The following is a 13,382-nucleotide window of genomic DNA, read 5'->3' on the forward strand; positions in this document are numbered from 1 at the left end:
TTCGATAGAAGCAAGGTCCGCATAAGGTCTGTCTTAAACTTTTCCTATTATATCAAAAACTATTCTTATCGTATCAAGTTGATATTGATACGGTAGGTTTTTATATTGAGCAATCACTCATAGTACATATGGCACCCAGACATATCCTGCAAGCAATACCTGTGCGCGATGAGCGGTCCTTATTCACGCTAGTGGAGAACAGGTCGGCCTACACATTGGATGCCTGTGAGCTGAACGTGTTTGAAACGCACCAGGAGGCCAGGGGAGTAAACCTTTCGTTTGGCGATTGGGTGCTGACCAGCATGCTCCGGGGCAAAAAAGTGATGCACCTTTACGACAAGCCCGGCTTCGACTACCTCCCGGGTGAGTCGGTGATCGTACCACCAAACGAGTTAATGAAGATTGACTTCCCGGAAGCAGAAAAGCATAATCCCACGCAATGCATAGCCCTGGCTATTTCGGCAGAGCAAATCAACAGCACCCTACAGTTGCTAAACGAGCAGTACCCTAAGGTTGAGCAGGATGCACAGTGGCGTATTAACCAGGAGTACTTTCACCTGGCTAACAACGCAGAACTGGCCGATATCATTAACCGCCTGATTCGCATCAGCTTGAGTGAACATACCAGGGAAAAAGATATTCTGGCGGGGCTCGCCCTAAAAGAACTTTTGATCCGGCTGATGCAGACACAGGCCCGTCACCTGTTCGAGGCTAACTGCACGCAGCTTTCGGCTACACACCGCTTTGCCCATGTCCTCCAGTATATCAAAGAGAACATTACTTCCCGCATCGATGTTAACAGGCTAAGCGACAAGGCCTGTATGAGCCGGGCAAGCTTTTTCAGAAAGTTTAAAGAAGAGTTCGGACACACACCTGCTGACTTTATCCTGCGCGAGCGCCTGCGGCTTGCTAAGAAGTACCTCCAGAATCCAGCTAACTCTGTTACCCAAGCCTGTTACATGGCCGGCTTCCAAAACCTCAGTTATTTTATCAGAGCCTTTAAAAACGAGGTAGGTGCCACGCCTAAAGTTTTTCAGCAACAAGCCGATAAAACGCTAGCGGTCCGTTAAGCCGCTGTGGTCTTTTATATTCTCCGGTAAGAAGTACGACTGTGACTGTAGTAGCATCTAAAACCGCTATATAGAACTCAGCTAACGACCGTTAGCAGTTTGACACAAAGCACCGTTTTTAGTTGCAACTTAGATAATTATTTTTCCTTTTTGTTTACATTATTAAAAACATCTCCTTAACTTAAGCACTCAATCACCAGCCTAAAGAGCAACACTTAGCTCCAGGAACAGTAATTTATCACCTTAAAACATGTGTAATGAGTGTAACAGAGTTTGCAGCTAACGCAACAGAAGAGCAGGTAAAGGCAATTTTTGTAGAAGAGGATCAGATTCCGGAAGAATTTAAGTTGAAACAGGAGATTCATCAGCGTGAATACCTGTCTAACGGGGAAATGAAACAGTGGGAGGGAGACATGCATACCGTGTACTCTCCAGTGGCTGTTAAAACTGCCGAGGGTTATAAACGCAAAGTTATTGGCACTTACCCTGTTTGTACTGAGATAGAGGCAATGGAGTCCTTAGCTGCTGCCGTGGCAGCCTATGATAATGGACGCGGGCAGTGGCCTACCATGAGCGTACAAGACAGAATTCGTTGTGTAGAGCAGTTTACCCATAAAATGATAGAGCAGAAGGACCTGGTCGTGAAGCTCATCATGTGGGAGATAGGCAAGTCTGTAGCTGACTCTGTAAAGGAGTTTGACAGAACCGTAGAGTATATTTATGCGACAATTGACGCACTGAAAGATATTGACCGTGATTCGTCCCGCTTTGTGATAGAGCAGGGGATAGTGGCCCAGATCCGTCGTTCCCCGTTGGGTGTTGTATTGTGCATGGGGCCATTCAACTACCCCCTGAACGAAACCTTTACCACGCTGATCCCGGCACTGATCATGGGGAACACCTTGTTGTTTAAACCGCCGAAGCACGGAACACTACTGCACTATCCCTTATTAGAGGCGTTTAAAGAGTGCTTCCCGAAAGGGGTGGTGAATACGATTTATGGCCGTGGACATGCCATTGTGCCAGCCCTGATGCAATCCGGCAAAATAAACGTGCTGACCCTGATCGGATCCAGTAAAGTGGCCGACGAGCTGAAGAAACTGCACCCGAAGGTAAACCGCCTGCGGGCCATCCTTGGCTTAGACGCGAAGAATGCCGCTATCGTAACCGAGAATGCCGACATAGATTTAGCGGTATCCGAGACGGTACTGGGCGCACTCTCTTTTAACGGACAGCGCTGCACAGCCCTGAAGATCATATTCGTGCATCGTTCCAAGGTAGACCAGTTCCTGCAGCAGTTAAGTGAGGCTGTGGGCAAACTGAAAATAGGCATGCCATGGGAAAAAGGAGTAGCCCTGACGCCGCTGCCAGAGCCTCAAAAACCAGCTTACCTGAAAGACCTGATCGATGATGCCGTGGCTAATGGAGCGAGGGTGGTGAATGAAGGCGGTGGAACGGCTTTCGAATCATTTGTATACCCGGCAGTGCTTTACCCGGTAAACAAGGACATGAAAGTGTATCGGGAAGAGCAGTTCGGGCCAATTATTCCAGTGATCGCTTTTGATGACCTGGAAGAGCCGATCGAGTACCTGATCGAATCCACGCATGGCCAGCAGGTAAGCATTTTCAGCAGCGATCCAACCGAAACCGCTTCGTTAATAGATCCACTGGTGAACCAGGTAAGCCGCGTGAACATCAACTGCCAGTGCCAGCGGGGCCCGGACGTATTTCCGTTCACAGGTCGTAAAGACAGCGCCGAAGGCACATTGTCTGTGGTAGATGCTTTGCGTTCGTTTTCCATCCGTTCTTTGGTAGCTACCAAGTTGAATGAGAACAACAAACACCTGATAAATGAAATCGTGAAGGAAGAGAACTCCAACTTCCTGAGCACGAAGTATATTTTTTAGTAAGAAGAGTTTAAGAGTGAGTGATAGTTTAGTTTAGTGAAAAAAGTCGCTGTCCTGTACGGCGACTTTTTTTCATTTAAAAGCACACCTATTCGTACTTAACATAAAGTACATTATAAGTGACACTTAAAATAGAGGACTTACCTCGTACATTATAAGTCTTATAATTTATATTATGTTAAGTAACATATGAAATATGGAGTAAAGCGCTGTTGTTTCTCTTTATCTCATGCTGTTTTCAACTTGAATTAGTAACTCTCCTTGTAAAGAATTGCCTGTCTCACCTACTACAATGTTTCGCTGGTTTCTTATTCTCTGTCCTTTTACGGACTTCACGTCTTCCCTTTAGCAAGCTCATGCGTCTATTCTCCTTGGCATTCCTCAGCTTTCTGCGTTTGAATTAGAGCCATGCGTATAATTTATAATCAGGGCAACTTATACCACTTCATATCACTCTGCTTAAGATCTATACTGCTCCAGATCCTTTTTCGGGTATTGCCCCCAACTTACCTGCGCACGTCCTCTTACACAAGCCATTTCCTGCTTCTTATGATGCTAATCCTCCATGTGGCGGCTACTACCTATTAAGCCTTATTCTCAAGATGCCGTAGCCTACCCTATTTAACATAAAAAAGGGGAAGCATTTGCTTCCCCTTTTAGTATTTATTGTAACGCTAATAGCTACTACTCGTTGCTGCTCAGCATTTTGTTGATTCTGTCAGCGTCCGCTTTACGGTTCAGGCGCGTATAAACTTTAAGCAAGTTCTGCATAGTAGCCTGATCTTTTGGCTGGATTTCCAGGGCCTTCTCGAAGTAAGGAAGAGACTCCTCGTAATATTTCTTCGCCTCAGCTTCCAGGGCTTTACCTTTCTTCTGATAGGTAGCGTAGTCCATCTTGGCCGCCTTGTTGTTTACTTCCGTGCCTTCGTTGTACTTCATTACGCCCAGGTTATAGTACGCATCAAAGTTGTTCGGATCTGCTTCGATAGCCTTCTTATAAGCCTCTGTAGCACCTTTCAGGTCATTCTTACGCTCTAACAGGTTACCTTTTACAGCATAAAGGCTGGCATTCTTTGGATCAGCGGCAATCGCATTGTCCAGCTTTGCCATGGCCTCATCGGCACGGTCGTTTTTCAGGTAGTACTTCAGTTCTTCCTGCATCAGGTACACACTGTTCGGATGCTCCTTCAGGCCAGCAGAAAGCGTCTTCATCACTTCTTCGTCAGTAGCTTCAGAAGCTTGCATCAGCTGAACTTTCGCCTTGTATACATCCTCTGTTTTGTGGCCCATGTCCAGCAGTGTATCGTAGAATTTGATAGCCTGCGGATAGTTCTGGTCGGCTGTAGACGCATAAGCAGCGTACAGCACGGCAGTTGTATCAGTTGGGCTTACTTTGTGCGCCAGCTCATACTTCTCGATCGCATTGTCCCAGTCCTGCTGGTTGTGGAACTCTACTGCCTGGTTCAGTACCTGGCCATAAAGCATTTGCTTACGCTCTGGCACCTGCTTGCCAAACTCTCCGTCTTTGCCGTCCAGTTCGACAGCTTTGTCAAAAGACTCCAGCACAACAAGTGGCGTCTGATCATTTGTCAGCTTACCATAGATCGGGTTGCCGATCATATCCTGGTAAATAACGCCGCGGTAAAACCACGTCTTTGCTTTTTCTTTTGTCTTTTTATGTTCGATCGCCTGATCGATATCAGCCTGTGCTTTGTCCAGTGTTCCATTCTTGTGGTTCAGGATGGCACTGTTCACGGCTGAGTTCTGTGCACTCGCAACCGTGATACTGGCGGCTGCCAAAGCTGTCAAAAGTACTTTCTTCATATTGATAATGAATGGTTTGTGATTGTTTGCTTAACGTTTATACTGTGATAATAAGTTCGATGCCTTTGATTTTTAAACTTCTTCCTCTTTCTCAGGGTCCACCATCACGTCTGGTTGAAGGGTGTCTTCCGGCCTTGGCTCAGACTGCTCCAGCACGGCCTCTACCACTTCATCCTCGTTTTCCATTTCCACTTTCGCAACAGAGGAGATCTGATCGCCCTCATTCAGTTTGATCAAACGCACCCCTTGTGTGGCTCGTCCGATTACCCGCAGGTCATTTACCCGCAGCCTGATGGTGATGCCCGAGCGGTTGATAATCATCAGATCGTCGGTGTCGATCACGCCTTTTATTGCGATCAGCTTACCGGTTTTATCTGTTATGTTCATGGCTTTCACACCTTTACCACCACGGTTCGTGATGCGGTACTCCTCTAAAAGGGAGCGTTTCCCGAAGCCATTTTCAGATACCACCAAAAGGTCCGTGCTATCATCTTCAACACAAACCATACCAATCACCTTGTCTTCCGGTCCGGCTAAGGTTACGGCACGCACACCGGCTGCGTTACGTCCCATCGAGCGTACTTGCTCTTCGTTGAAACGAATGGCTCTGCCAGACTCCAGGGCAATAACAATCTCACTGCTACCATTGGTTAACTGCACATCCAGCAAGCGGTCGCCATCATTAATGGAGATCGCATTGATACCATTTGTTCTCGGACGGGAGTAAGCCTCCAGCACCGTCTTCTTGATGGTACCCTGCTCTGTGATAAACACCAGGTTGTGGTTCAGTACGTAATCCTGGTTCTTTAGGTCATGCACGTTCAACACGGCTCGCACCTTGTCTTCCTTCTCAATCTGGATCAGGTTCTGAATGGCGCGTCCTTTGGCGGTCTTCCCTCCTTCCGGCAACTCATACACCTTCAGCCAAAACACACGACCAAACTCTGTGAAGAACAGCATGTGGTGGTGCGTGTTGGCAATGAACAGGTGCTCCGTAAAGTCATTTTCCTTTGAAGCAGCTACCCCACGGGAACCAACCCCACCACGGCTCTGGCTACGGTACTCGGTAAGCGGTGTACGTTTGATATAGCCTTCGTGCGAGATGGTAATCACCATGTTCTCTTCCGGGATCATGTCTTCGTAAGAGATGTCGCCGCTGCTGGCCTCTATGCTCGTACGGCGTACATCGCCGTAACGGTCTTTGATTTCGGTCAGCTCATCTTTAATAATCTGCATGCGCAGCCCCTCGTCGTTCAGGATAGAAGTCAGATGATCGATCAGCTGCATGATCTCCTGGTACTCCTGCTGGATTTTATCACGCTCCAGGCCGGTAAGGCGCTGCAGACGCATGTCCAGAATGGCGCGGGCCTGAATTTCTGACAAACCAAAGCGCTCCATTAAGCCATTGCGGGCAATTTCCGGGTCGCGGGATGAACGGATCAGGTTGATTACCTCGTCCAGGTTATCCAGCGCGATCAGCAAGCCTTCCAGGATATGCGCGCGTTTCTTCGCCTCATCCAGTTCGTACTGCGTTCTGCGCACGACCACTTCGTGGCGATGCTCCACAAAGTACTGGATCAGCTCCTTCAGGTTCAGCGTCATCGGGCGTCCCTTCACCAGGGCCACGTTGTTCACACCAAACGAAGACTGCAGCTGCGTGTACTTGTAGAGGTTGTTCAGCACCACGTTCGGGATGGCGTCACGCTTCAGGTCATACACAATGCGCAGGCCATCACGGTCCGACTCGTCGCGCAGGTCAGCGATACCTTCGATTTTCTTCTCGTTTATCAGGGCAGCCGTTTTCTCGATCAGGGAGGCCTTGTTCACCATGTAAGGGATCTCCGTCACGATGATCTGCTCTTTGCCGGTTGGGCTAGTCTCGAAATCAGCGCGGGCACGCATCAGCACGCGACCACGACCTGTCTCGAAAGCCGAGCGCACGCCATCGTACCCGTGAATGATACCGCCTGTCGGAAAGTCCGGAGCTGTAATGTGCTCCATCAGTTCCGCAATGGTGATGTCCCTGTTGTCGATATAAGCGACAATGCCATTCACCACTTCCGTCAGGTTATGCGGTGCCATATTGGTAGCCATACCTACCGCAATGCCGGAAGTACCGTTTACCAGCAGGTTAGGCAGCTTGGCGGGCATTACGCTTGGCTCCTTCAACGAGTCGTCGAAGTTGGGCACAAAGTCCACCGTGTTCTTGTCCAGGTCTGCCAGCAGTTCGTCGGCAATACGCTTCAGGCGCGCCTCGGTATAACGCATGGCCGCCGGCGAGTCGCCGTCGATGGAGCCGTAATTTCCTTGTCCGTCTACCAAAGGGTAACGTAAAGACCACTCCTGGGCCATACGCACCATGGTTTCGTATACAGAAGAGTCACCGTGCGGGTGATACTTACCCAGCACCTCTCCTACAATTCTAGCCGATTTTTTATAGGCTTTGTTATAAGATACCCCCAGTTCGGACATACCGTACAGTACACGGCGGTGTACTGGCTTCAGGCCGTCTCGCACATCGGGTAAGGCTCTTGAAATGATAACAGACATTGAGTAGTCGATATACGCACCGCGCATCTCGTCTTCAATGTTGATCGGTATTATTCGTTCGCCTTCTATCATGATTAAGGTCTAAATAAAATAAAAAAGGGTCTTTATGTAATTAAAAGGCAAGTTACTCAAAATTGCCTTAAGGCTATATAGCTTAATTCTTATTTTTACTCTTATCGTTGGTCTTCGGAGAGGTCTCTTTCGACACCTTCGGAAGCTTCTCTCCCATCTTCGGGTTTTGCTTCTTCCAGAACGGTTGTCCCCGGAACTCCTGCCCACCGCCGTGCGGATGCACCATGCGCACCTGGCAGGAAGCAATCGGGCAAGCGGGTTTACAGGAAATAATGGAAACAGAAAGAAGTGCGAAAACGAGTAAAAAAAGCAGTCGGTTTGTAGCCATGTTCAAAGGTTTAAGAAAGCGCGATTTTGTTCTCGGCTCTCAAATCCATATCATACAAAAGTAAGCATTTTTTGCAAAAAAAACCAGTATTCCCCCCTGTTCTTACTAATCAATTTAGTTCAGAAAAGCAAATTAAAGGGGATGAAAACCATTGATGGTAAAACCACCGTCCACGGCCAGGGTTTGCCCGGTAACATACGCGGCGGCGGGCATGCACAAAAAGGCTACTGCGCCTGCCACGTCCTCCGGCTTTCCTACCTGCCGCATGGGGGTTCTGCTAACCACATTGTCATAAAACTCCTGACTCTGCAGGACTGTCTGAGCCAGCGGGGTGCTGATGTACCAGGGAGCTACTGCGTTTACCCGAATCCCGTCCTGCGCCCACTCTGCGGCCAGGTTGCGGGTAAGCTGCGTTAGGGCAGCCTTGGTCATGCCGTAGATACTACCGGTACGCACATGCGTCAGGCCGGCCACCGAGGTCACGTGCACCACGTTTCCTTGCGCTGACTGCTGCAGCAGGGGGTAAAGGGCCTTGTTTAAGTCGAAAGCGGAGCGAAGGTTAGTGCTCATGATAAAGTCGTACTCCTCGTCGCTGTACTGAGCCGTAGGCTTGCGTATGTTGGTACCCGCGTTATTCACCAAGATATCCAGCGCTCCCCAGGTATCGCTTACCCTGGCTGCGATGGCCTCCCTCCCGGCAACCGTGCTCACATCTGCTGACAGGGTGTGCAAGCCGTCCGGATACTGCTCTGCCAGGCGCTGCAAATCTTCCTCTTTCCGTGCCACTGCCAGCACCTCGGCCCCCAGCCCGATAAATTCTTGTACAATAGCTTCTCCTATTCCTTTGGACCCTCCTGTCACCACGGCTTTTTTACCCGCCAGCGACCATCTTTTTTGTGACATATAGCTCTATGTTTATGTTTGGCACATGAAGAAAAACAAAAACAACCAATAATCCTGCCCCAGTAGCCTGCTATTAGAAATTTGCTTCTTTACCTGTGGATTTATAGCTGATATTTTTAAATTGCACTAAGAGGGCTTTCTGGACAAGCTCTTTCATTTCCTTTTAAACCCTCACTAGCCATGAAAAAGCTGTTGCTGCTATTCCCCCTTGCTTTAACCACCCAAATCATCCTGGCCCAAAGTGTGCCGATTCCGACCGGTGCAGACGCTGAACAAAACCTGCGTGACCTGGGTAGCGGCAACAAGGCCTCTCCGGTGCGCGTGTTCGACACCAGGTATGCCGGCGTAAAGGGTAGCCCCTACTTTAAGAAAGAATGGGGTAAAGCGTCCGTCACCATGAATAACATGGTATACAAAGACGTGGAGGTGAAGTACAATGTCTATGACAACATGGTGCTCTACAAGAACCAGAAGGGAGAGCCTTACGAACTCAGTGCGGCGCTGATCGAGCGCCTGGAGTTACAAGACAGCCTGACGCACCAGAACTACCTTTTTAAGCGCTACCACGCCCTGGGCACCGAGGACAGGAACCTGGGCCTGAAGCTGGTGCTGGCCCTTTACGATGGACCCAAAGTGCAGTTGGTGAAGGTGCCGGAAAAGAGGTTTGTGAAGGCCGACTTTAAAGGAGGCTATTCCTCTAACCGCCGGTTCGACGAGTTCCAGGACAGGGAGGAGATTTACCTTTTAGGGCCGGGGACTGGTATCGAAAAAGTACGGCTAAATAAAAAGAACCTGCTAAAAGCACTGCCGGATAAGAAAAAGCAATTGGAAGCCTTTATGGATAGCGAAAACATAGATGCTGGCACGGCAGAAGGGTGGGCAAAGGTGCTGGCCTATTACGAAAGCTTATAAGCCCCCAAACTGTAAAGGCGCCGTCTGGCGCCTTTTTTACTTTAGGCCTCTTATTCGGTCCCAATAATCCAGCAGGTAAGCCTGGTCTACCTTAGGCCGGTTATTTATTTCTTCTACCTCCAACTCTCCCTGCTCGTTCTGCCACACGTGGTACACAAATACGTACTGCCCCCCCTCCTCGCGCCACCCATCGTACATGCCAAAGCGCAGGTCGTTGACCAGCACGCCTCCTTCCGCTGCCTCACGCACCGCATAGTACCCCTTGCTGATCTCCAGCAGGCGCTCCAGCTTTTCACTGCCCCGGTACGGGGCTAACAAGTACGCCTGCTGTGGCTCAAAGGTATAGCTTATCTGCTCGTCAGCGTCCAGCAAAGAATAAAAGCCATGGTAAAAGCCTTCTTCGCTTTTCACGGTAATCGCCCAGAAAAGGGTGTTAAGCGGCGTAGGCTTGCTGATATAGGAGCTGTAGCTAATGTCCTGTTCCTGTAGTGCTTTCTCAAAGACCTCATTAGCGGAAGCCTTCGCAATAAAAGAGAAAAGCAGGTAAGCAGAGCTGATGCCCAGGCCCGCATAGTTCAGGTACCGCCGGATGGGCTTGTGCCGTGGGTAAAAAGCGGCGGCTGTCACGAAAACCAGGAAAGGGACCGTGTACAGTGGGTCTACTACAAAAATATTGTAGAAAGCAATGCCGTAATCGGTGAAGGGCCAGAGCAACTGTGTTCCCCAGGTTGTGCAGCTATCGAGGAGGGCATGCGTAGTAAAGCCCAGGAAAAAGAGCAAGGTCCAGTCCCGGAAAGTAGCTTGTTCTCTTTTGTAAAAGCGACGCAGCAGCCAGGCCAGTAAGGGAGACACTAGCAGGGCAAACAAAAACGAGTGGGTAACAGACCGATGAAAGGAAAGCTCCTGCACCGTGTCCAGCCAGGGACTCAGCAGCACATCCAGGTCCGGAACAGTACCCGCGATGGCTCCCCATAGCAAAGCTTTATTTCCTAATTTCTTTCCTGCAACAGCCTCCCCAACAGAGGCGCCCAGCACTATTTGAGTCAACGAATCCATGTAAGCAAATGTAAACCTGCTATAGGCCGGCAACCCCTAGCAGAAAGCATAAGTATAAAATTACAGCGTTCAAATCCAGCCTAATAAAGCACCCAATCATAAATGGATGAGTTATTATACCTGATTGGAGGAATCCTGCTAGTGCTTGTTTCCTCCTTTGATCTTATTTACACCACTTTTGCCCCCCGTGGCGCTGGTCCAATAAGCGGCACTGTAACTGCAACGGTGTGGAATATCCTGTTTAGCATCTGCAAGCTCGTAAACAACCGGAGAGTATTAGGCGCTTCGGGTATCCTGATTGTTTTAAGCATCCTGGTCACCTGGGTAATGTTACTATGGGCCGGGAACACCCTTATTTTTTTATCGGATAAAGAGGCCGTGGTAAGTTCAGAAACAGGTTTACCGGCCAATGTGTATGAACGCATTTACTTTGCCGGTTATAACCTCTCTACCATGGGTAACGGGGACTTTAAAGCGGGCACTAATGCCTTTTTAATTTATACCGCTTTTATTTCCTTCTCCGGCCTGATCGCCATTACCATAGCTATCTCGTACATGGTACCGGTTCTTTCGGCTGTAACACAGCGCAGAGCCCTTAGCATACGTATTGCCTCTATTGGCCACAGCCCGCAGGCCATGCTGCTGAATAACTGGAACGGCGAGGACTTTAAAATGCTGGAGACACAGTTCAGTAATCTGGCAGAAACAATTGCCCTGCAGGGGCAAATGCATTACGCTTACCCGGTGCTGCACTACTTTCACAACAACGACAAGGAAACGGCCTTACTCCCCAACCTGGCCATACTGGACGAGGCAGTCAGCCTCCTGCTATTGTACATCCCCGAGGAACAAAGACCGGGGGCACAGTATCTGTTTCCACTGCGCATGGCGCTAACCTCTTTCCTGAGCTCCCTTACGTCTACGTTTATCGATCCGGATGACATAGACTCAGTACCACCTATGAAGGTGGACGAACTGCAGGAAAAGCAAGGCCTCTATTTGCTCGACCCGGACATGAACCAGATAAAGCAGCTCAATTACCGGCGGAAGACCCTAAAGGCCATGATTGAAAACAACGGGTGGTATTGGGATGAAATATCGGCTCCTGTTCTGGAAAAGAACTTTTACCTTCCGAATGCCTTTGCTAACGAATGATCGGCATGCGCTTAAACTCCTTGGTCCTGTCGAACAGGTAACGGTAAGTGGCATGCGTCTTATAAATGCGGGAGCCGATCTGCTCTGCCACCTTCATCATCTTTGGGTTAAAGTCCCCGATCCAGTTCATCTGTATGTCATAGTAAGGGATTTTCGGGTTTCCGATGATAAAATCCCCTGCTGCTGAGATCATGGCGGCCTCTACTCCTTTGGCCTGATGTTCTGGCGTGATGCCAAACACGATCCCGTACATAGAAGAGCCCGCACCGCGCCAGCGATGGTACACAAACTTCAGCTTGCCCCACACGTCCATCTTTCCGTTCACATACTTGAAGAGTTTATTTAGCTCCGGAATGGCAATGAAAAAGCCTACAGGTTCCTCCTCAAAATACGCGAACCACATGATGCGCTCGTCCAGTATCGGTTTCAGGGTTTTCATGATGCCGGCAGCCTGTGCCTCGCTCATTTCCTTTACCCCTTCATGCTTCGCCCATCCTTTGTTGTACACCTGCCGGAAGTCTTCGGTATACTTGCCCAGGTTGCTTTTATCCAGGTGCCTGAAACTGTAGCGGGGGTCACCCAGCACGCGTTGTGCCTTTTCCTGTATCGAAGGAGGCAGCGAATCGTGTACAGTACGGTAATAGGTATACTGATAAAAGTAAACCTGAAAGCCGTAGTTCTCCAGAAGTTCGCTGTAATAAGGGTAATTATAGTTCATGCAGTAGGTGGGTTGGTGAAACCCGTCCACTAACAGCCCCCACCACCGGTCCCGCTCTCCCAGGTTAACCGGGCCGTCCATGGCCTCCATGCCCCGCTCCTTCAACCAGTCGCGGCAGGCATCTAACAGCAGGTTCGCCGCCTGCTGATCGTTGACACAGTCAAAAAAGCCCATGCCGCCGGTAGGCTGCTCGTAAGTGTTCGCTGTCTTTTTATTGATAAAGGCCGCCACACGTCCGATCAGATTACCCTTGTCATCTTTTACAATCCAGCGGATCGCCTCGCCATTGCGCAGCAGCTTGTTCTTCTTCGGGTCAAATACATTATCGATGTCTTTGTCTAAAGGGCGGATATAATTCGGGTCTTTTTTATACAGCCTGACTTGCACCATTAAAAAGTCCTGGGCCAGTTCGGGTGTGTTTACCTCTATCAGTTGCATAGTTGTGGGTTAGCTAATCGTGCCGCAATTACGCGATTATCTTAAAAATATGGAAAAATAACACGGCTCTTGCTTATCTGCACTGTCTTTCTAAAGCCATTTAAGACCAAAAGCATATATGGTGTATAGGAGATCGCTTCTGCCTGTTAAGCTAAGCGGAGCCTTGTTGTAAAGGATCTAAAAGCAAAAAACCACTTACGCCTTTTATCGGTGTAAGTGGTTTTCCAGGAAGAGCCCCCTGCCGGGATCGAACCAGCGACCTACTGATTACAAGTCAGTTGCTCTACCAGCTGAGCTAAGGAGGCTTGTACTTTATGTTTAAGAAAGAAGCAGTTGAAGTACAAACAGCTGCTTCTTTTGTGTTGAGCCCCCTGCCGGGATCGAACCAGCGACCTACTGATTACAAGTCAGTTGCTCTACCAGCTGAGCTAAGGAGGCTTAACCTTTCT

Annotated in this window: 10 protein-coding genes and 2 tRNA genes; 4 read left to right on the top strand and 8 right to left on the bottom strand. The window is 49.2% G+C overall.

Annotated elements, in window-relative coordinates; translation table 11 throughout:
- Nucleotides 1-128 precede the first annotated feature (128 nt).
- Together CHB92_RS02535 and CHB92_RS02540 are read left to right on the top strand one after the other, a co-directional pair.
- The gene (locus CHB92_RS02535) at nucleotides 129-1,070 is read left to right on the top strand and encodes an AraC family transcriptional regulator (protein WP_089317602.1); all 942 of its coding nucleotides are present in this window, start codon (nucleotides 129-131) and stop codon (nucleotides 1,068-1,070) included.
- Nucleotides 1,071-1,327: 257 nt separating this feature from the next.
- The gene (locus tag CHB92_RS02540; RefSeq protein WP_089317603.1) at nucleotides 1,328-2,977 is read left to right on the top strand and encodes an NADP-dependent glyceraldehyde-3-phosphate dehydrogenase; all 1,650 of its coding nucleotides are present in this window, start codon (nucleotides 1,328-1,330) and stop codon (nucleotides 2,975-2,977) included.
- A 684-nt stretch (nucleotides 2,978-3,661) separates the two neighbouring features.
- Here the strand turns inward: CHB92_RS02540 and CHB92_RS02545 are convergent.
- From CHB92_RS02545 to CHB92_RS02555, 4 genes are all read right to left on the bottom strand, one after another.
- Nucleotides 3,662-4,801, bottom strand: a complete 1,140-nt coding sequence (locus CHB92_RS02545) for a tetratricopeptide repeat protein (protein ID WP_089317604.1) — start codon at nucleotides 4,799-4,801, stop codon at nucleotides 3,662-3,664.
- A 72-nt stretch (nucleotides 4,802-4,873) separates the two neighbouring features.
- Nucleotides 4,874-7,423, bottom strand: coding sequence for a DNA gyrase subunit A (gyrA, locus tag CHB92_RS02550; protein ID WP_089317605.1), 2,550 nt, complete (start codon nucleotides 7,421-7,423; stop codon nucleotides 4,874-4,876).
- Between the two features lie 82 nt (nucleotides 7,424-7,505).
- The gene (locus CHB92_RS25450; RefSeq protein ID WP_144266261.1) at nucleotides 7,506-7,751 is read right to left on the bottom strand and encodes a hypothetical protein; all 246 of its coding nucleotides are present in this window, start codon (nucleotides 7,749-7,751) and stop codon (nucleotides 7,506-7,508) included.
- Nucleotides 7,752-7,883: 132 nt separating this feature from the next.
- Complete coding sequence (locus CHB92_RS02555; RefSeq protein ID WP_089317606.1) at nucleotides 7,884-8,654, bottom strand: SDR family oxidoreductase; 771 nt, start codon at nucleotides 8,652-8,654, stop codon at nucleotides 7,884-7,886.
- A gap of 180 nt (nucleotides 8,655-8,834) precedes the next feature.
- Here CHB92_RS02555 and CHB92_RS02560 point away from each other — a divergent pair, with 180 nt between their 5' ends.
- Nucleotides 8,835-9,566, top strand: coding sequence for a hypothetical protein (locus CHB92_RS02560; protein WP_089317607.1), 732 nt, complete (start codon nucleotides 8,835-8,837; stop codon nucleotides 9,564-9,566).
- Nucleotides 9,567-9,602: 36 nt separating this feature from the next.
- Here CHB92_RS02560 and CHB92_RS02565 read toward each other — a convergent pair whose 3' ends face one another.
- A complete protein-coding gene (locus CHB92_RS02565; protein ID WP_089317608.1) occupies nucleotides 9,603-10,622 on the bottom strand; it encodes a metal-dependent hydrolase in 1,020 nt (339 codons plus the stop codon).
- 102 nt (nucleotides 10,623-10,724) lie between these two features.
- Here CHB92_RS02565 and CHB92_RS02570 point away from each other — a divergent pair, with 102 nt between their 5' ends.
- Complete coding sequence (locus CHB92_RS02570; RefSeq protein ID WP_089317609.1) at nucleotides 10,725-11,777, top strand: two pore domain potassium channel family protein; 1,053 nt, start codon at nucleotides 10,725-10,727, stop codon at nucleotides 11,775-11,777.
- Here the strand turns inward: CHB92_RS02570 and CHB92_RS02575 are convergent.
- The 3 genes from CHB92_RS02575 to CHB92_RS02585 form a co-directional block, all read right to left on the bottom strand.
- Nucleotides 11,767-12,933 carry a hypothetical protein gene (locus CHB92_RS02575; protein ID WP_089317610.1) on the bottom strand — a complete coding sequence of 389 codons (1,167 nt, stop codon included), beginning with the start codon at nucleotides 12,931-12,933 and terminating at the stop codon, nucleotides 11,767-11,769. The genes CHB92_RS02570 and CHB92_RS02575 overlap by 11 nt on opposite strands.
- 232 nt (nucleotides 12,934-13,165) lie before the next feature.
- Nucleotides 13,166-13,238 (bottom strand) — tRNA-Thr (locus CHB92_RS02580).
- 60 nt (nucleotides 13,239-13,298) lie between these two features.
- Nucleotides 13,299-13,371: transfer RNA gene (locus CHB92_RS02585), tRNA-Thr, on the bottom strand.
- Nucleotides 13,372-13,382: the final 11 nt, after the last annotated feature.

This window comes from Pontibacter ummariensis (genome assembly GCF_900188175.1).
Lineage (GTDB): Bacteria > Bacteroidota > Bacteroidia > Cytophagales > Hymenobacteraceae > Pontibacter > Pontibacter ummariensis.

Bases quoted from the DNA above. Each gene is read 5' to 3' on its own strand.
- CHB92_RS02560 (WP_089317607.1), top strand. From the start codon at position 8,835: ATGAAAAAGCTGTTGCTGCTATTCCCCCTTGCTTTAACCACCCAAATC.
- CHB92_RS25450 (WP_144266261.1), bottom strand. From the start codon at position 7,751: ATGGCTACAAACCGACTGCTTTTTTTACTCGTTTTCGCACTTCTTTCT.
- CHB92_RS02540 (WP_089317603.1), top strand. From the start codon at position 1,328: ATGAGTGTAACAGAGTTTGCAGCTAACGCAACAGAAGAGCAGGTAAAG.
- CHB92_RS02545 (WP_089317604.1), bottom strand. From the start codon at position 4,801: ATGAAGAAAGTACTTTTGACAGCTTTGGCAGCCGCCAGTATCACGGTT.
- CHB92_RS02575 (WP_089317610.1), bottom strand. From the start codon at position 12,933: ATGCAACTGATAGAGGTAAACACACCCGAACTGGCCCAGGACTTTTTA.
- CHB92_RS02535 (WP_089317602.1), top strand. From the start codon at position 129: ATGGCACCCAGACATATCCTGCAAGCAATACCTGTGCGCGATGAGCGG.
- CHB92_RS02565 (WP_089317608.1), bottom strand. From the start codon at position 10,622: ATGGATTCGTTGACTCAAATAGTGCTGGGCGCCTCTGTTGGGGAGGCT.
- CHB92_RS02555 (WP_089317606.1), bottom strand. From the start codon at position 8,654: ATGTCACAAAAAAGATGGTCGCTGGCGGGTAAAAAAGCCGTGGTGACA.
- gyrA (WP_089317605.1), bottom strand. From the start codon at position 7,423: ATGATAGAAGGCGAACGAATAATACCGATCAACATTGAAGACGAGATG.
- CHB92_RS02570 (WP_089317609.1), top strand. From the start codon at position 10,725: ATGGATGAGTTATTATACCTGATTGGAGGAATCCTGCTAGTGCTTGTT.